General features: G+C 41.6%; 11 protein-coding genes and 2 pseudogenes. 10 read left to right on the top strand and 3 right to left on the bottom strand.

Annotation, left to right across the window (positions count from 1 at the left end; genetic code table 11):
- The first annotated feature begins 11 nt into the window (after nt 1-11).
- From LEP1GSC194_RS07515 to LEP1GSC194_RS07500, 4 genes are read left to right on the top strand one after another with little or no spacing between them, the layout of a single operon-like run.
- Complete coding sequence (locus tag LEP1GSC194_RS07515) at nt 12-1,511, top strand: efflux RND transporter periplasmic adaptor subunit (RefSeq protein WP_020773035.1); 1,500 nt, start codon at nt 12-14, stop codon at nt 1,509-1,511.
- Between the two features lie 2 nt (nt 1,512-1,513).
- On the top strand, nt 1,514-4,615 hold the full coding sequence (locus LEP1GSC194_RS07510; RefSeq protein WP_081605053.1) for an efflux RND transporter permease subunit: 3,102 nt from the start codon (nt 1,514-1,516) through the stop codon (nt 4,613-4,615).
- Complete coding sequence (locus LEP1GSC194_RS07505; RefSeq protein ID WP_036041733.1) at nt 4,585-7,821, top strand: efflux RND transporter permease subunit; 3,237 nt, start codon at nt 4,585-4,587, stop codon at nt 7,819-7,821. The genes LEP1GSC194_RS07510 and LEP1GSC194_RS07505 overlap by 31 nt, the downstream gene beginning before the upstream one ends.
- Entirely contained in the window at nt 7,818-8,507 is a 690-nt protein-coding gene (locus LEP1GSC194_RS07500) for a hypothetical protein (protein WP_020773039.1), read from the top strand. Before LEP1GSC194_RS07505 ends, LEP1GSC194_RS07500 begins: the two co-directional genes overlap by 4 nt.
- A 210-nt stretch (nt 8,508-8,717) precedes the next feature.
- On the opposite strand, the gene LEP1GSC194_RS07495 is transcribed toward LEP1GSC194_RS07500, so the two are convergent.
- Nucleotides 8,718-9,020, bottom strand: coding sequence for a hypothetical protein (locus tag LEP1GSC194_RS07495; protein ID WP_036041731.1), 303 nt, complete (start codon nt 9,018-9,020; stop codon nt 8,718-8,720).
- Nucleotides 9,021-9,029: 9 nt separating this feature from the next.
- The gene (locus LEP1GSC194_RS07490; RefSeq protein ID WP_020773046.1) at nt 9,030-9,503 is read right to left on the bottom strand and encodes a hypothetical protein; all 474 of its coding nucleotides are present in this window, start codon (nt 9,501-9,503) and stop codon (nt 9,030-9,032) included.
- 425 nt (nt 9,504-9,928) lie between these two features.
- Here LEP1GSC194_RS07490 and LEP1GSC194_RS07485 point away from each other — a divergent pair, with 425 nt between their 5' ends.
- The 3 genes from LEP1GSC194_RS07485 (at nt 9,929) to LEP1GSC194_RS07475 (ending at nt 11,511) form a co-directional block, all read left to right on the top strand.
- Complete coding sequence (locus tag LEP1GSC194_RS07485; RefSeq protein ID WP_020773042.1) at nt 9,929-10,516, top strand: putative Ig domain-containing protein; 588 nt, start codon at nt 9,929-9,931, stop codon at nt 10,514-10,516.
- Between the two features lie 385 nt (nt 10,517-10,901).
- Nucleotides 10,902-11,165: a hypothetical protein gene (locus tag LEP1GSC194_RS07480; RefSeq protein ID WP_020773038.1), complete on the top strand. Its 264-nt coding sequence runs from the start codon at nt 10,902-10,904 to the stop codon at nt 11,163-11,165.
- 1 nt (nt 11,166) lies between these two features.
- A complete protein-coding gene (locus LEP1GSC194_RS07475; protein ID WP_020773050.1) occupies nt 11,167-11,511 on the top strand; it encodes a hypothetical protein in 345 nt (114 codons plus the stop codon).
- A gap of 398 nt (nt 11,512-11,909) precedes the next feature.
- Here the strand turns inward: LEP1GSC194_RS07475 and LEP1GSC194_RS07470 are convergent, their stop codons facing one another.
- Nucleotides 11,910-14,717 (bottom strand): DEAD/DEAH box helicase, encoded by a 2,808-nt coding sequence (locus LEP1GSC194_RS07470; protein WP_020773023.1) that lies wholly within the window; start codon nt 14,715-14,717, stop codon nt 11,910-11,912.
- Between the two features lie 427 nt (nt 14,718-15,144).
- Between LEP1GSC194_RS07470 and LEP1GSC194_RS23365 the strand changes: the two are divergent.
- The 3 genes and pseudogenes from LEP1GSC194_RS23365 to LEP1GSC194_RS20825 all read left to right on the top strand — a co-directional run.
- A pseudogene (locus LEP1GSC194_RS23365) lies at nt 15,145-15,435 on the top strand (Rpn family recombination-promoting nuclease/putative transposase); the annotation flags it as partial.
- Nucleotides 15,436-15,533: 98 nt separating this feature from the next.
- Nucleotides 15,534-16,153 (top strand): annotated as a pseudogene (locus tag LEP1GSC194_RS23360) (Rpn family recombination-promoting nuclease/putative transposase); the annotation flags it as partial.
- Between the two features lie 804 nt (nt 16,154-16,957).
- Nucleotides 16,958-17,707: hypothetical protein (locus tag LEP1GSC194_RS20825; protein WP_020773030.1), on the top strand; the 750-nt coding region annotated here is incomplete at its 3' end.

The following is a 17,707-nucleotide window of genomic DNA, read 5'->3' as shown; positions in this document are numbered from 1 at the left end:
AAAGAGAATATATGTCCGACTCCAAATTCCAGACTTTCAGAAACGTTTTAAAACTAAAAATCACGAAGACGGTGTTATTCGTTCTTTGTTTATTCGTAATTTATAAAATTTTCATATACTCAGATCCAAAATCGTCCATTCGGGATAAAAAGAAGGAAGGAAAATTGGAGTTTGTCCTGAATCTTTTCAAAAAGAAGGACAAAGGTTACGCGACGGATATGGACTCGGTGATCGTAAAAGCGATAGCCGTTCATCCTGAAATGATAAATCCGGCGATTCACGCTTTGGGGTCGGTCGACTTTTTGGACAAGGTCGATATCGTTTCCAAAACCGCGGGCAATATTGTAGAGATCAAAGCGAAAGAGGGGGAAAAGGTTAAAAAAGGAGACATACTGCTTCACATCGACACCCTTCAATTGGAGCTGGAAAGAAAGAAAAATCAAGCCGCTCTGCAAAGCTCGCTCTCTTCGCTGAGTCTTAGCGAGGAGAAATACGCGAAAGCCAGGGAAAGCGTCGAAGTCAGGATGTTGGATATCGAAAAAAGAAGGACACAAACCAAAGAAGCCAAAGCCGAACTGGCTAAGACGAAGATGACGTTTGCCGGTAAGGAAACCCTCTATCAAGAGGGCGGTATCAGCAAGGAAGAGATCGAACAATCGCAAACGGCTCTGATCACCGCGGAAGCCAAATACCGTATGAGTCTTAAGGATTTGGAAATGGGAATGGTCGGCTTTCGAAACGAGGACATCACCTCGAAAAATATGAAAGTTCCCGACGACCCCAAGGAAAAATTGAAATTATTCGTGGATATCAACACTCGTATCGACAAGGCGGAAGTGGACGTCGCACGATCTCAGGTGGAATCTGCTAAGGCGGCTTTGACGTCCACCGAGGAATTGATTCGCGCGGCGACGATTCGTTCGCCGATCGACGGGGTGGTCGCCTATATCAACAAACACGTCGGAGAATACGTAAATCCCGGAGCGGTGAATAGCCCGGATCAGGCGATTCTCGTTCTCGTAAACATCAATAAAGTATTCGTAAAATTGAATATTCGAGAAACGGATATGATTTCGATCCGTAAAAATATGGATCTTCAATTTACGGCGGACGTTTATCCGGATAGGAAGTTTTACGGAAAGGTCGGAATCATCAATCCGATCGTCGATCCGAAAACCCACACGATGGAAGTTAAGGCCCTAATCAAAAACGACGATCGATCCTTGACTCCGGGAATGTTCGTAAGAAGTTCCATTTTTACCGGCGAAAAAAGAATGTCCCTTTTGGTTCCTTCGGAGGCGTTGTTCGCGAAAGATAACGAAGTTGCTTGGATTTACGTTCTCAACGACGGAATCGCTTTAAGAGCCAAAGTAAAAACCGGAAATCAGTTCGAGGATAAGATCGAAATATCGGAAGGTTTAAGCCCGGGAAGTATCGTCGCCGTGGAAAAACTCACCCAATTAAAAGACGGAATGAAGGTTCGTCCCGAGATAGAAAACGGTCTTAAATAAAAGTGAAGTTTCTTCAAAAGATAGCCATCGACAGGCCGGTAACGACGGCTATGTTTTATCTGCTTCTGATTCTACTCGGCCTGATTTCCCTGAAAGACCTGGAGGTGAACCTACTTCCAAACATGGAATTTCCCCGCCTAACAGTGATTACTAACTTCCAAAACGCCGCGCCCGAAGAAGTGGAGAATCTGATTACGAAACCTTTAACCGAATCGGTCGGTACGGTTAAAGGGATCGAAAAAATTTCATCCGAATCGATGGAGGGAGTTTCTTTCGTAACTCTACAATTCGGTTGGGGAACCAAAATCGATTATTCCGCGATGGAAGTGAGGGAAAAAATAGACCTGATTCGAGGGATACTTCCCGAAGACGCGGGTAAACCGATCGTCACGAAATTCGACCCGAGCCAATCGGCGATTCAGGAAATCGTTTTTTTTCCGGTGGATAAATCCAGAACACACGAACTCAGAGGTTTTATCAAAAGGGAAATTAAAAGTTATTTGGATCGTGTGGACGGCGTCGCCTTAGCGCAAATCTCGGGAGGATTTAAAAAGGAAATTCTAATCGATGTCGATCCGGCTTCCATGTATGCCCATCAAATATCGATCAAAGATATCCAAGGTTCGGTCGAAAGTTCGAACATCAATTATCCCGCGGGTCATATCGAAGAGGGCTCTCACGACGTATTGATTAGAACTATGGGAGAATATCGGGATTTTCGCGAAATCGAAAAGACCAACGTATCCAAAAACGATAAAAACATTCCCGTTCGTTTGGGAAACATCGCTCTAATCAGCGAAGGGTATAAGGAAAGAAAAGGGCTCGCAAAATACAACGGAGAGGAATGTGTAACCGTATCCATCTATAAGGAATCCGGAAAAAACACCGTAACGGTTTCCGAATCCGTTCGTACGGAACTGGAACGTCTCAAGGAACAATATAAAAACGTAATCAAAGCCGATATCGTTTACGAAGAGTCCAGATTCGTAAAACAATCCGTCGATAACATCACCGGTGAATTGATTTCCGGTGGAATACTGGCGTTTCTTTCTCTTATATTCATACTTCGTAATATGGAAAGCCCGCTCATCCTTTTGACCGTACTTCCCATATCGGTTATCACCACGTTTTTGCTGATGTATCTCAAGGATTTGACTCTCAACGTTATGACGTTAGGCGGTCTTTCCTTGGGAATCGGAATGTTGTTCGACTCGGGGAACGTGGTTTTGGCCGCGATCGAAAGGCACGTTAGAAACGGACTTTCGGTAAAAGAGGCTTCCTTAACCGGAGCGAACGAAGTGGCCGGATCGATCACTTCCGCCGTGTTGACTACGGTGATCATTTTTTTGCCGATCGTGTTTTTAAAGGGAATCATCGGAGTCGTTTTCGGTGAAATGGCTTTAACGATCACGTTTTCATTGCTGGTGAGTTTGGCCGTTTCTTTAACCTTAATTCCGATGTTATCCGCTCTTAGGGGAAATAAGGTCTGGTCCCGAAATTTCGACCAATGGTCCTTTTTTAAAAAAGTCGCGATTTGGGAAAACGCAATAGACGCTCAATTTGTGAAAGGGTTAATGAAATGGCTCGGAAAACCGAAACGTTTTTTTACCGGGATTGCAATTTGTTTCGCCGTGGTTCTGATTTTAATTTCGTACGTGGACAAGGAGTTTATCCCCAAGGTCGATACGGGCGAGTTTAAGGTCGAAATACTCAACGTCAAAGGTTCCTCGCTTTCCTCCACATCGAAGCTCGTAGAAGAGTTGGAAATGAAACTTCTGAAAGAGAAGGAAGTAAAACACGTTATTTCGAACATCGGCTACGACGAGGAACAAATCCTATCTCGTTCGGGAGGAGAAGTCGGAACTCATCAAGCGCAGGTACGCGTGGTACTTTCGACGGAAAGATCCGAGAAGACGAAGGATTTCATTCGGCGGTTTAGGGAGAAAATTCGATTCGGATCGACTATCGGGGTTCATTTTTATCCGGAAGAGGACATGCTTTCCAAGATACTTTCTCCCGATTCCAAGGCGATCACATTGGAAGTGGAAGGGAACGATCTTGCCACTTTGGCTTTTATCGGAGAGAACATCAGGAATGAAATCGCGAAAATTCGAGGTGTGACGGATTCCAAAAGCAGTCTCGAATCCGAAAATCGGGAGTTTCAAATCCGATTCGACGAGGATAAGATGTCCGTTTACGGATTGTCGCATCAATATCTCGCCGGTATCTTAAAGACCGCACTCAAAGGAACGATAGCCACACGTCTCCGAATCAACGACGAGGAATTTGACGTTAGACTCCGTTACAGGCAATCCGATCGAAAACATAAGGAGGATATCTCCAGAATTTTAATACGCACCCCTTCCGGAGACGCGATATCCCTCAATCAGGCCGCTGAAATTCGGGAAGGGAAAGGATATGCGTCGATTCTTAGGATAGGCCAGAGCAGAGTGAACAGAATTACGGCTAACGTGGAAAACGTAAAACAATCCGTGGTTCTTTCGGAGGTCGAGGATTATATCGGACAATTAAAATTACCCGCCGGTTATAAAATACATTTCGGAGGAGAAAAGGAAAATATAGACGCATCCATGAAGGAACTTTTGTTCGCTTTTATCTTGGCGGTCGTTCTGATTTACATGTTGCTCGCGGGTCAATTCGAATCCCTCGTAATTCCCTTAATCATGTTATGTACGATACCTCTGATCCTAATCGGAATCATACCCGCGTTGTTATTAACGGGTAACAGTTTTAATATCAGTTCATTTACCGGGATCATACTTCTCGTGGGGATCGTGGTGGATAACGCCGCTTTATTTTACGAATATGTCGAAATTCTCGAACATGACGGAGTTTCCTTAAAGGAAGCGATCGTCGGAAGCGGACAAATCGTACTCCGTCCTATCATTATGAACAACGGAACCACACTTTTAGGTCTGCTTCCGGTCGCGCTTGAGTTGGGAGAAGGTACTGAATTTCAGTCTCCCATGGCCGTAACCGTGATCAGCGGTTTGGCCGCCTCGGTCGTTTTATCCCTTTTTCTCATTCCAATCGCATTTTATTATATTCTAAAATGGCAAAGAACAAGAAAAAAAGCGATCTAAAGGAATACACGACCGTTCCCGAGCCAAGGCGGGAGCCGTCCGTTCTCACTAGTTGGGTAGCCGATCATAAAACGGGAACGGCGATGATTTTTTTGAGTTTGATACTGTTGGGTGCGATCGCGTTTCGATTGATTCCGATATCCCTTTTTCCGGAAGCGGCTTATCCCGGTTTGACCGTTGAAACGGAATATTTCGGCGTAGGACCCGAAAAGATCGAGGAGATCATCACAAAACCGATAGAAGAATCCGTATCTACGTTAGGCGGAATTGAACATCTTTTTTCCGTTTCCGAAGAGGGGAAATCGAAAGTACATATTCAATTCGATCAGAACGCGGATTTAGAGATTAAATCACTGGAAATAAGGGATAAAGTGGAACAAGTCTCTTATAAATTTCCTCGGGAAACGCAAAAACCGGTCGTTCTTCAATACGACCCCACTCAAAAACCTGCGTTCATTATCGTTCCTAAAAGCGCGTCCTTAAACATCATGGAAATACGCGAAAGATCCGATCGTGAAATCAAAAAAATCATCGAGGGAATTCCGGGCGTCAGCGAAGTCGTAGTCGCGGGAGGAAAACCGAGGGAGATTTTGGTTTCGTGCGACGCGCAGAAGATGCTCGTATACGGCGTCGATATGAATTTGTTGTTATCCGTACTTCAAGAAGCGAATTACAACGAGAATCCCGGAGAAGTTACGGAAGGGTCCGTTCAAATTCCTGTATATGTAAAAGGAAGAATGAGGAATTTAAAGGAGATAGAATCCTTATCCTTGCGAAGAGACGATTCCGGTAAATTCGTAAAAGTGGAAGACGTCGCAAAAGTCGGCTTTTCTTACAGGGAGGAATATTCCGCCGCGAGAATCAACGGAGAAAATACGGTAAGCATATACGTTTATCGGGCCGGAACCGCCAATCTTCTTGCGATTTCCGAGGAGCTTAGAAAAGAACTAAAAAAAGCGGAAAATGAAAGTTTGAACTTTGAAATTTCGTACGATCAAGCCGAAACAGTCGTCAACGCAATCGGAAATTTTTTCCTCGCCTCGTTCATAGGATTTTTTCTTTTCATTATTGCAGCTTCCTTAATATTCCAAGAATTTAAATCCTCCTGTCTATTCGCATTTTTACTCGTATGTCAATTTTTTATCGGTTCGATTTTTATGTATTTCCTAAAGATCGATTATAATCTCGTTACGGTCGTCGGACTGATTTTAAGTTGCGGGTGTTGTTTATGCGTTTTTATCGCAAATCGATTGTTTTCCGATTACGAAAAAAACGCAATATCGATCACCGGAGAAATATTTACCACGATTCTTCTCGTATCCGGGATATTTCTCCCGATCCTATTCGCCACAAAAGAACTCAAGAGTATTTACGGAGGGTTAGGTTTCGTTTTATCCGGAAATTTTTTTATCAGTTTTTTGATTTCGATCACCCTATTACCGACGCTTCGAACCGGGTCGTCAAAGTTTGAAATCGGCGGTTTTTCCGTTCCGCAATTCGTAAAAACGTTAGCCGCCAAAGCGAACGTATTATCCTTTTATGTCCATCGGATAAAAGACAACATCATTCAAAGAACGTTGTTATGTATCGACTACTCCAGGAAAAAACCGCGTATGTTTTTGTCGGTTTATATTCTTTCCATTTTAATCGGAATTTACGTTTATTTAATATCCAAACACGAATTTATCAATAAGGTCGAAGAAAAACAATTGATAGGAAACGTCGAGTTTCCGTCCGGAACCAGTTTTTCAAGGATCAATACTACAACCGAACGAATCGAGAAAAATCTTTCGGAATTGTATAGTATCAAGGAAGTCAACGCAAGAGTTGAAAACGGAAAATCTACGATCGTGGTTAAGTTTAACGAAAGTGTAGCTAACGTGGATGAAATCGGAAAAGAATTGGAAGAAATCGTAGGAGACATCAAACCCGCCTTTATCTATTTCTCGGGCAGCAACGACGAAGCCTTATTGAAGGAAGTGACGATCGACGTAATCGGCGACGATCTAAATACCATCGATCGGATCACGAGAGAAGTTTCTTCGGTCGCGCAAGGGTTACTTCCTAACGTTAGACACGTTTTGCTAAGGTATAAACCTCCTAGGGAAGAAGTTCGAGTTCTTATCGATAAGGCAAAAAGCGAATCCTTAGGCGTCAGTTCTCAGGACATAGGAAGATTGGTACGTTACGGGATTCAAGGAGGGGTCGCTACAAAATTCATAGAGGAGGAAAGGGAAGTGGACGTTCGTATTCGATACGATTCAAAATATCGGGACCAGTTTTCCGATCTGAAAGAATACAAAATCTACACGGGGGAGGGAAGGTCCGTACCTCTTTTGGAAATAGCTTCGTTGACCCGGGACACGACTCCCGTTAGAATCTATAGAAAAAATAAAAGAAGGGTTTTGTCGTTTAGTCTTAGAGTTGCGGATATGAGTTTGACCGAAATCATTCCTAAACTCGAAAAACTAAAACAAATCGAACTCCCCGAACAATACAGAATCGAATTTAGCGACAGCTTACAGAAGGTTTTAGAACATCAGAAAAAAATGAATTTCATTCTGAGTTTTGCGGCTTTGATTTTATTTATGATACTCGCTTCTTATTTGGAATCCTTGAAAGAGCCGTTCTTATTATTATCCATACTACCGCTTCCGTTATCCTGCATTATTGCGGTTATGTATTTAGTCGACCTGCCTCTGACCATTCCGGTTTATATCGGCATGATTATCATCAGCGCGTTGGGAATCTTGGAAGCGTTTATACTCAGAAAAGAATTGGCTCCTTGGAAAAATAAGGGAGAAAAATTCGAATCCGATTCGATACCGAACGATTTAAGGGAAAAGATAAAGACTTTGTTGACAAAGTTTTTTCAACTCTGGCTCTTAATCACTCTGTTCTATTTGCCGTCGGCATTCAGTTTCGGAACGGGCTCGGCGATGCTTAAGACCGTTTCCATCACGTTAATTCTCGGTTTGATCGGAGTTTGTTTTTTTACTCCGATCGTCTTTATCACGTTATATTTACAGCGTGTCCCAACACTTAATTTTACTTTATCAAAAAGTATAAGCTGCAAGGTTCTGGCCCGGTTTCGGGACAGGTTCTTATATCCTATCACGATCAAAAATACGATTACCCGCGTTTATCGAAACGGCATCGATTGGACGAGTTTTACAGTTGCCGAACTCAGGAGGAAGACACGATGACAGTATGGAATTATTTAAGGAACGTCTTATTCAGACCGGAATATTACTTTAAGGTCTATCCGTTGCAAACGGATCCATCCAAATCGAACGGATCCACTAGGAATTTTTTGATCGTACTGATCGGCCTTGCGATTATTTTGCTGTTCACCAGAACGTTACACGAATCTTTGTTTGCTCCGGTAAAAGTCACTGTCGCCAAAGAAGCTTACGCCAAAGTGGAAGAAAATCGAAAAAATTACGCTCAGGATCAAGGATTTGTTTTTAACCTAATCGCTAAAGCGATCTATGTTTCTATCTGGATTTTAATTCCGATATTGCTTACGTTGATTCGACTTCCTATTCTTTATTTTATAGGGGAACACAAAGTCGGATTCAAACAATTCTTCATTACGACTCTTGCAACTTCGCTTCCGCTTTTGCTGGCAAGTTTTATCGTTTCGGCGGGATACGATTTGATTTCATTGAATTATTCCCTTATTAACGTCGATATTTTAAAGTTTTTTTTCTCGATCAGTTTATTAACCTTATCGTTAGCTTGGATTTGGGAGGGAAAGTTATGTTATCACGCCTTTACGGGACAGTATGATCAGAATTTAGGAAGGGCGATCTTAATTTGGCTAACGCCCGGTTTATTGCTTATGAACGCTTTTTCGATAAAATTTTTGATTCAAATCTGGTTTAGTTAAACGAATTCGGAAAGGTTTTGCGTGATTTTTGTTTCCATTGAATCGTTTTTGAAGGGAATATTGCGTGTCGCTTAAATTCAAATCATCGTGAGCTTTGTAAAAATTAAAACTAACATGATGGATTGCTCAGGTAAGTTTTGGGACACGCTGTAAAGACAAAATCGGGAAAATGGATTGGTCGAAAAATGTTCTCCGTATGAATGGATACGATTATTTTTTTTTCGGTATTTCCGATTCATTCGAAATTTGTTTTCCTTCCTTCCATTTGCCGCTGTAAAGAATTTTTTGATCCTTAGCAACCAATACGCCGTATCCGTCCGCATCCCCGTTTTTCCATTGGCCTATGTATTTTCTTCCGTCCCAATAAACCTTCGAGCCGAATCCGTTTTTACAATTGCCGTTACATGATTCTTTTAAAAAAATAAAGTAACCGCCTAACAATAAAGAGGCTCCGAGCAAAATATACAGAATCCTGAATTTACTTTGTACAAAGAGCCGAACTAAATTTATCATAAACTTCCTCTAAAAAATCTGAAATACAAGTTGTAACATAGGCGCAAGCAAAGCTAGATAACCGAATATAAAAATTGCTTTTTTATAACGATGGCAAAACGAAAGAAACTGCGAACGGTTCGAAAGTAGAATTAGGTTTGAGATATTCGATTCTTCCGTTGAATCTTCAGCTTTGGCGCGGACCTTCTTTTTCTTTTCTTTTGTTGAAGGCAAATCTTCAAGATTGGCCAGCTCGGCTCCAAACCAAAGAAGTTTCTGTTTAGCAAAAGGCCGACCGAAAAGATATTCCGGTATCGTATTGGATTCGGAATAATCGAGGATTTCCGCCTGGCATTTTTGACATTCGTTCAGATGTTTTCTGATTAAAAACGGAATTTTTTTACGCTCATTCGTTTTTAAATAATCCTCAACATTCCAGTCCTTGCATACTTCCATATTCTGCAAGTCTGAGTAATCTTTCAATTTAATCCATAATTTTTTCATTGTATCGAATGTTTATCGCAAAAGACGCTAATTTTTCAAATAGAAGCGTTGGCGGGGGATGTCTATTTTTGGGATAAAATCAAATAATTTGTTTCACAAATTTTCTATTTTATCCAGAAATGTGATGTATTTATTGACAGATATCACATAGTTTTGCAGTTTTGCAAATGTAAGTGTTTTGCGGAACATATGATTCGGATCCGAATGAAATTTGCAGAATTGAGGATGCGTTCGATTTGTGTCAATGATGGGAAACGCGAAAGATACTTACGGAATGCGGAATATATAGAAAAATGAATACATAAAAATTCAGAAACCGATAAGTGAGTTCCGAGTCGATTTCAAAAGCCGAAAATCAAAGCGCGAGTTTTATTTCGGAAACGGGGATCGATTGATTTTAAATTAAACCACAAAGGACAAAACGTATGAAAAAAATAATGCTAACCTTACTATTGCTGACTCTTGTTTTCGCTTCTTGCGAGGACGATAAAAAGGACGAAGGCAGTTTGACCGGAAATACGATCACGGATCTTTTATTGCTTCAGGGGCTTTCAAATAATTGTCCGAGCGGAGTCACAATGAACGTTCCGTCGAGTGTGAATGTACAAGTAGGAACTGCAATTAATCCGCTTGGAATTCAATTCTCCGCTGGTAGTACCACTCATGAAACGTTGATAAAAAACGCAAGCTGTGGGTTTAGCGATTTTACCGCCACGAATTTACCTGCGGGTCTGACGTTTAACTCAACAACAGGTGCCGTAAGCGGCGCTCCGACAACAGCCGCGGCTGCGAGCACGGTCGCCTTTACCGCAAAAATGAAAGTGAACGGTTCTACCGTAACCTTGACAAAGAGCGCGAGTGTAACCGTATTGGCGGCTGGTTTGCTGACTTGTAACACAGTTGGAAATGCTCTCGGTTGTAATAATCCCGCACTTCCGTTTTCTTGTCCAAGTTCAAACTCTTGTTACTCTACCTACTCCAATTGTAAAGCGGCGACCGATTGCGGTTATTGAGTTTAACATAAGTTAAGATTTGTTAAATCGTTTAGATGGACCTTCTTAATTAACGTGAATTTCGGTATTACTAATACGAAAGCGATTATATGTTGCGATCCACAACGCGCCTTAAGGAAGCGTTGTGTTGAGTTTAGAGTGACGTAAGAGGTCCAATGTCTCGCTCAAGGGAAAGCAACATTGAGTTTTTTATTCGCCCAGATTTTTAACCGCCGAACTCACGTTAGTTATTTCTCACCGAACATTGACAGCGTTCCAGTTTGAACGATTGTCAATGTTCGGTTCCGAGTCGATTCCGAAAAGCCTGAATGAAAGCGCGAGCTTCATTTCGGAAAATGGGATCGATTAATCGTTTGATTTTAAATTAACTTTCAAGGGGTAAAAAATGAATAAGATTTTGTGTTCGATCACGATTTTGATCTTAACGGTAGGCTGCTTTACGATCGGTAAAGTAGGTTATATGGTTCCCGCGTCGGACGACAAGCGCGAGCTTTCGGACGAAGTTTTGGGCGAGGATTGTCCAGTTATAGCAACGAATGTATTGAACGATATGAATCGCAATTTGGTAAACAAGGGCAAGTCGGATCTTTCCAACGTGGGTTTGAAATTGACGTTTAGCAATTGCGCTCAAGCAAGGAGTTTAAAGTAACATGAAAACAATCGTAAAATCAATAACCTTGATTTTAATGTTATTTTCGGTAAATTGCTCCTACAATTGGGGACAGTTTAAAAGATACTCGATCGAGGCTCCTGCGGATCTAGAGGTGGTCGGTTCTACGGTAAGCGGTCGTAGTTGTAGTTTTTTACCGTATCGCTGGTATGGCGGCAGTATCGCCGAGGCGACGCGTGAAGCATTGGCGCAGGCTCCGGGCGCTACGGGTTTGAAGGACGCGGAAGTGATGGCTCAATCGTATCAGTATTTTTTCTTCGGCTGCATCAAAGTGGAAGGAACTCCCGTTCGCGAGATGGTAGCGAAACCGTCGAAAAAGAAATGATGAAGTTGAGATAAACGGCGATTATTTCGAACGAAAAGAGGCGTTACTCGGAGCTATAATAGAGTACCCGGAATCCTGTCTTTAAAACGAGATGCGTTTCAAAATTTACGGTATCTATTATTATAGGAATCAATAGTTGAGAATTTTACAAAACTCTCAACCTTACGGTGTATAAAAACCCGAGTTTATCGTACCTAACGTAAGCTCGGTATAATAAATGCGAAAGCGATTGATGCGGAGTCAATAAATTGAAACTAAAGACGATATATTGTATTACGTTTCTTTCATGCAATTTATTGACTATAGCTGAAAGCGCGGTCCATCCCCGGTTTTTTCCGTAGGAAAAAACCGGGGATGGATTCGCCCAAACTTTCAACCGTCTAACTCACGTTAAATATTCATCCGATCAATTCCCGTAATTCTTCCCTGCTGATATTGGACTCCGTCCAGCCTTTCTCGGAATCAAGGAGCGATGCAAACAGTCTGCGCTTTTTTTCCTGAAGTTCGAGAACTCGTTCCTCAATGGAACCTTCCGAAAAAAGTTTGTAGATGAAGACCGGTTGTTTCTGACCGAAACGATGGGCCCGATCGCTGGCTTGATTTTCTACTGCCGGGTTCCACCAAGGGTCCAGATGAAACACGGTGTCCGCTCTTGTAAGAGTAAGCGATACGCCGCCCGCTTTTAGACTAATCAAAAAGAAACGTCTTTCTCCTCTTTGAAATCGTTTTACATAAGAGACTCTTTTAGATTGCGGAGTTTTTCCATCCAAATAAAAGTATTCGATTTTGAGAAGATCGAGTGCGTTTTTGACGATGGATAATGTGTCCGTAAATTGACTGAAAACAAGAGTCGCAGATCCTTCGGGAATTTCTTCTCGAATCATTGTGAGAAAACGATTGATCTTTCCCGATTGTTTCGGATCGACTTTATCCATTCCGATATCCGGATGACAAGCCAGTCTTCTCAATCTCGTAAGCTGGGGCAGGAGTTCAAAGATGTAATTCGATCCCGCCGACTTTAAAGTAAGAATCGCTTCCTGTCTCGCTTTTTCGTAGAGTTTCGCCTGACGGATTTCCATCGGCGTGGACACTCTAATTTCTGTTTTCGGGGGAAGGTCCGTTAGCACTTCCGATTTTCTTCTTCTCAGTAAAAACTTTTCCGTTCGTTTTTGAAGTTCTTGAATATTCGCGGGAGAAAAATTTCTTTGAAAGGAGCGCAAGTTTCCCAAGAGCCCCGGAAAGGAAAGGTCGAAAAGAGACCAGAATTCATCCAAATGATTTTCCATAGGCGTTCCCGTTAGGCAAAACACCGAACCGGCTTTGATTTTGCGAACGGATCTCGCGGAATCGGTTGCGGCGTTTTTCACATTTTGAGCCTCGTCCAAAACCATGGTTGCAAATTTAAGTTTATTGAATATTTCCATATCCCGAGTTAAGGTTTGGTACGTGGTTATAATAATTCCCGTTCGAGCGAGTTTTGATTCTTTTCGCGAGGAGCCGTGCCAGACTTGAACGGATATGTCCGGTAGAAAACGGGCGCATTCTTCTTCCCAGACGCCTATCGCCGCTAAAGGAGCGATTACAAGAATTTTTGTTTTGGAAGAATCTTTAAAAATTTTAGAAAAGAAAGCGAGACATTGGATCGTCTTACCCAATCCCATTTCGTCCGCCAGAATCCCGCCGATTTTTAAAGAATGGAGATTGAAAAGAAATTGCGCCCCCTTTTTCTGATAGTCTCTGAGTTCGCCTCGAAAGTCCGGTCCGGGGGAAAATTGTTCTTGTATATTATTATTTTCGAATGCGTTTTTTAGGGAGTTTTTAAGTTTCTGGAAGGATTTCGCGACTCTTAAATCCCCGTCCAGATCCAACGCCATGACCTGCCCTTTGTTCAATCGGGACGAATTGCCGTTTTTGTCCAATTCGATTCCGGCGCTATCCAAAGTTTTATCCAAGGATTCAAACGCGAGATTTTTTAAGTCGATCATTCCGAGCTTTTGTAAACGTACAAATTTTCGTCCGGCCTTCCACGCAGCGTAAACCGCGGAACTTTCCATAGAATCCAAACCGTCGACTTGGATTCCTCCGCCGAACCAATCCACTCCGGAGGATTCTCGAATTTGAAAAGAAGCTTTTCTGCGGATCGTAATTCCGTCCAAGTCGGGATGTAGTTTTAGTATTACGTTTTTCTTAAGTATCTCCGGAAGAATTTCCGTAAAGAACGAGGAAACTTTTTTGGGCGGAATCTTAAATTCCCCCGTAGATCCCGAGTACCGAAGAGGAAGTTCCAGGGAATAAAGCGCGTTTTCTTTTTTGACGGATCGTTTGATTACGACGCCGCTCGGATGTTCCGAATAGGTAACGGCGTTACGGACGGAAGCCCAATGTTGTTTGATGGTGAATTCATATAGACTCTGTTCTTTTTCCGAGGGTCGTTCTTCGGTATGATCGGATTGTTTTTTCCTTTTCAAAGGAAATAGATCGTTCTTCCGTTTCGCGTAAACGAAACAAATTCGCCCATTGATACCCAATTCTTCCGATTCGTTATAAAAAGGTTCCAAGAAGATACAAAGAGCCGGTCCCGCCTGATAAACTTCGGGTATGAGTTCCAGTCCCTTGACTCCGTTCAATTTTAGAGAATTCTTATATTTCACCAAATCCGTAGGTCGAATCCATTCTCTCCCTCCCAATCGATTCAACATCCTTCTTTGTTCCTGGCTCGGTCCGTCGAACAATACGGGGAGCGGTTCGTCGTCGGAAACCGAAATGATATCCGGGATTTCGTTTTGAGACGGGTTTTCCCAGATATATCGTTCGACCCAAGTATTTTCTACAACGGCGTCCTTTTCTCTTGCGAGTCCGTACAATCCGTCTTCATTTTTAAAAAGACGAAGGTCATACGAAATCCGTCCGGCAAAATAGGCAGACCTGCCGTCGTTCGTATAAATTCGAATTTTCGGTTCGCAGGAATTCAAAATCATATTCTCCCGCAAATTTATAATTCTGGATCTGCCCATAGATGAATAAAATAAAACTCTAAGACTTGCCTCTTGTTGCCCTTGAGGGAATAGATTCTGGAATTTATCCGGATTCGGATTTTCTCGATAGAGTTGCAAAAAAGGATATACGCGACCGTTTGCAGTGATTCCCGCAAATTCGCAAAAATGGCCGTCAGGCATTAAAAAAACTGCAAGTTGAAGTTGTTTCATTCGTTCTCTCCGATTTTAAAACTTTCGCGACTTGCTCGCTAAAGAATCCTCGCGGTAGTATTTTTTTGTCGTTCTCAAAGAAGATTATTTAAGAATAAGCGTTTCCGACTATCTGCAATCAAATGTTATTATATTCTTGTTTCATGTAGGTTCGTCCGTTGTTTGTGATCGGACAATATATAAGAGTTGTTGAAAAATTCATTTGGGAACAAATCCATAAAATAAAATCTTTGAATAATCGAAAAGTAGATTTATCTAATTTTCGACGCTAAATTATAATCTATATCAGAACCTGTCCTATCTCGCTTCCGTTGAGTTGCCAATTTTACATTTTCATAAAGTAAAAGTAGACTCAAGAAGGCCGTCGTTGTTATCAACAACTTTAGGACGTGTTGTAAGTTTAAAAACAAACGGAGTAAACGCGCCAATGTCAAATTCTAATTTCTTTCCATTAACGAACGACTTGATGTTTAAGATCCTTTTTGTAAAAGAGCCGAAGTTATTGATATCGATCTTGAACAGTGTTCTTTTTCCGGAAAAAGAACACCAAGTCCGGGAAATCACGATCTTAAACCCGGAATTATCTAGTTCGTCTCCGGACGAAAAACGTTCGTATCTGGATATTCGAGCGAAAGACGAAAACGGAAAAATATTCCATGTTGAAGTTCAGGTAGCACACCAGAGTTCTTTCGTGAAAAGGAGCTTGTATTATCTTTCGAAGAAGCTAAGTCAGGTTAAACATATTGAATACAATGAAAAATTAAAACGTAAATTATCCGAAATTCGCCCCTAATCACTAATTCCTATCCACTAACCCCTCCTATGTGTATCAGGTAAATATAGTTGACTTTAATCTGATTCCCATCGAGAATTTTCATAGTAAGTTTAAATTGAGAGAAGAGGCAAATCCGGACGTAACTCTCACAGACGACATAGAGGTTCATTTTTTAGAACTTCCTAAGTTTGTTAAATCGGATGTAAAAGACTTAAAGAGTGATTTGGAGAGTTGGTTGTATGTGTTAAAACATACTTCGGATTTGAAGGAGGAAGAAATGAGCATCTTAGTGGATAAGACACCCGATTTGAGTAAAGCGTTTACGATCTTAGAACAGTATTCGAGCGATCCTAAGAAGCGCAAAGAAATAGAAGAGAAACTCAAAACGGATCGTGACTATGCGTATGATTTAGCGGCTCGTTTCGAAGCGGGCGAACGCCAAGGAATTGAAAAGGGAATTGAGAAAGGAATTGAGAAAGGAATTGAGAAAGGAATTGAGAAAGGAATTGAGAAAGGAATTGAGAAAGGAATTGAGAAAGGAATTGAGAAAGGTAAGTTGGAATCCGCCCGTAAGATGTTTGCGGAAGATTTGAGTCTGGAAGTTATTCTTCGAATCACCGGGCTCAGTGAAAAGGATCTCAAAGACCATGGAATCATTTAAGTATCTGCAATTTTGTGCCCAGCACATACCAAGACATTAAAAAAAGGGAATTGGTCCCCTCTCGATTTAGCGACTATGTTTTAGGGGTCAGTGGATAGGAATCAGATGTCAGGGTATTAGGGATCAGTGGATAGGAGTCAGATGTTAGAGGTTTAGAGTTAGAGCTTGCAAAATTAGAATCAGGTCTACCGCCTAACCACACATAAGCGTTCCCCCACTCACACCAAAAAAACAAACCGTTGTTTCAAAACGGCGTTTTAGCCGTTTATAGGTAAATTTTTGAGATAGCGCGCCGATTTAAAATAGGATTTGCCCGAATTTTGCCTCACCAAGGACTTGAAGTCCGGTTTCAACCAATTTTTTAACGAGCGTAACCGATTTTGAGATAAGCCTCAATCATTTGTTTCACAAACTATCTAGTTTTTTAAAAAATTGTGATTGCCTTGATCTATAGTAATCACAAATTATTGCACTGTAACAAATCGGAATCCATATTGGAAACGGACCGGGGGTGACGACCATTACGGATTTTGGAATTCATATTTGTTATGGGCTATACCTCAAAAAAACATGAAGGGAAAAGAAATACAAGGCAAGACACAATTAGTCTGCGGAGTAACGATCTTTGCAATTGCTCTGATCGTCACTTTTGTATGGTCATACCCAAATTTCATCCCGAACCGCCTAACATCAAATCTTCGAGCGGCGGCTAACAACGAGTTGTTAGGACTTTACACCGTATCTAAGAGACGATTGAAGAAAGAACACAACCTAATTCCTAAATCCTATTCACTAACATCTAAAATGGAAGCGTCTTTTGAATTGGAAAAGGCATTGGAATTTCAACGTATTCCGTCGGAAGAACGATTGGAAAAGTCGAAGAAATTGCAAGAATCGGTTAAAGAAAGAAACTCCGGCAAGGAATTTGGACCTTTTACTAAAGGGCAATCCAAAGGTAAGAAAAGAAACGAAAAAATTAAAAACGGCGACCTGAATCAAAAGTACATTCAAGAAGTTGCAGCCTTTGAATTGAACCAAAAACAAATCTCAGAAACCGCAGCCGGTAACTTTAACCAAGAACTGACTCCAGAAAACACAACGGGCAATTTAAACCAAGAGCTCATACAAGAAACCGGAAATACCGAGACGATCCCAATCCAAGAAAAAGCGAGCGAAACAAATCAATGGGCGTTGGCGATTGCGGCAGCAGAGGCGCGGGAGAAAAACGGGGAAATCATAGTAGAATTAGATAAATATAATATTCCAAGCTGGGAATTGGGCGAAGATTCGTATCGAATTCGGATTTTAGAAAACATCAACATCGAAAGATGGGCCTGGGAAAACATCCAAGAAAAACAAAACGAAGTAAAAAACGGAAATTTACAAAACGATTTCCCGTCTCTCGTCGCCAACGAAAACGCGCGTCTGTTGTTTCCTCCGAGCAGAGAAGAACAGAGAAAGAACAAAAACAAACAGAACGTTGCCGGAACGTTCCGGAATGAAAACGGGAATCGCCCGTATCTGGAACATAATTTTATAATATTACAATATTCA

Source organism: Leptospira alstonii serovar Sichuan str. 79601 (genome assembly GCF_000347175.1).
GTDB classification, from domain to species: Bacteria; Spirochaetota; Leptospiria; order Leptospirales; family Leptospiraceae; genus Leptospira; species Leptospira alstonii.
The sequence above is the reverse complement of the archived record's forward strand: the minus strand, read 5'-3'. Positions and strand labels throughout refer to the sequence as shown.

Excerpts from the sequence above, each read along its gene's own strand:
- LEP1GSC194_RS07515 (WP_020773035.1), top strand. The coding sequence starts at position 12 with ATGTCCGACTCCAAATTCCAGACTTTCAGAAACGTTTTAAAACTAAAA.
- LEP1GSC194_RS07505 (WP_036041733.1), top strand. The coding sequence starts at position 4,585 with ATGGCAAAGAACAAGAAAAAAAGCGATCTAAAGGAATACACGACCGTT.
- LEP1GSC194_RS07500 (WP_020773039.1), top strand. The coding sequence starts at position 7,818 with ATGACAGTATGGAATTATTTAAGGAACGTCTTATTCAGACCGGAATAT.
- LEP1GSC194_RS07495 (WP_036041731.1), bottom strand. The coding sequence starts at position 9,020 with ATGATAAATTTAGTTCGGCTCTTTGTACAAAGTAAATTCAGGATTCTG.
- LEP1GSC194_RS07490 (WP_020773046.1), bottom strand. The coding sequence starts at position 9,503 with ATGAAAAAATTATGGATTAAATTGAAAGATTACTCAGACTTGCAGAAT.
- LEP1GSC194_RS07485 (WP_020773042.1), top strand. The coding sequence starts at position 9,929 with ATGAAAAAAATAATGCTAACCTTACTATTGCTGACTCTTGTTTTCGCT.
- LEP1GSC194_RS07480 (WP_020773038.1), top strand. The coding sequence starts at position 10,902 with ATGAATAAGATTTTGTGTTCGATCACGATTTTGATCTTAACGGTAGGC.
- LEP1GSC194_RS07475 (WP_020773050.1), top strand. The coding sequence starts at position 11,167 with ATGAAAACAATCGTAAAATCAATAACCTTGATTTTAATGTTATTTTCG.
- LEP1GSC194_RS07470 (WP_020773023.1), bottom strand. The coding sequence starts at position 14,717 with ATGAAACAACTTCAACTTGCAGTTTTTTTAATGCCTGACGGCCATTTT.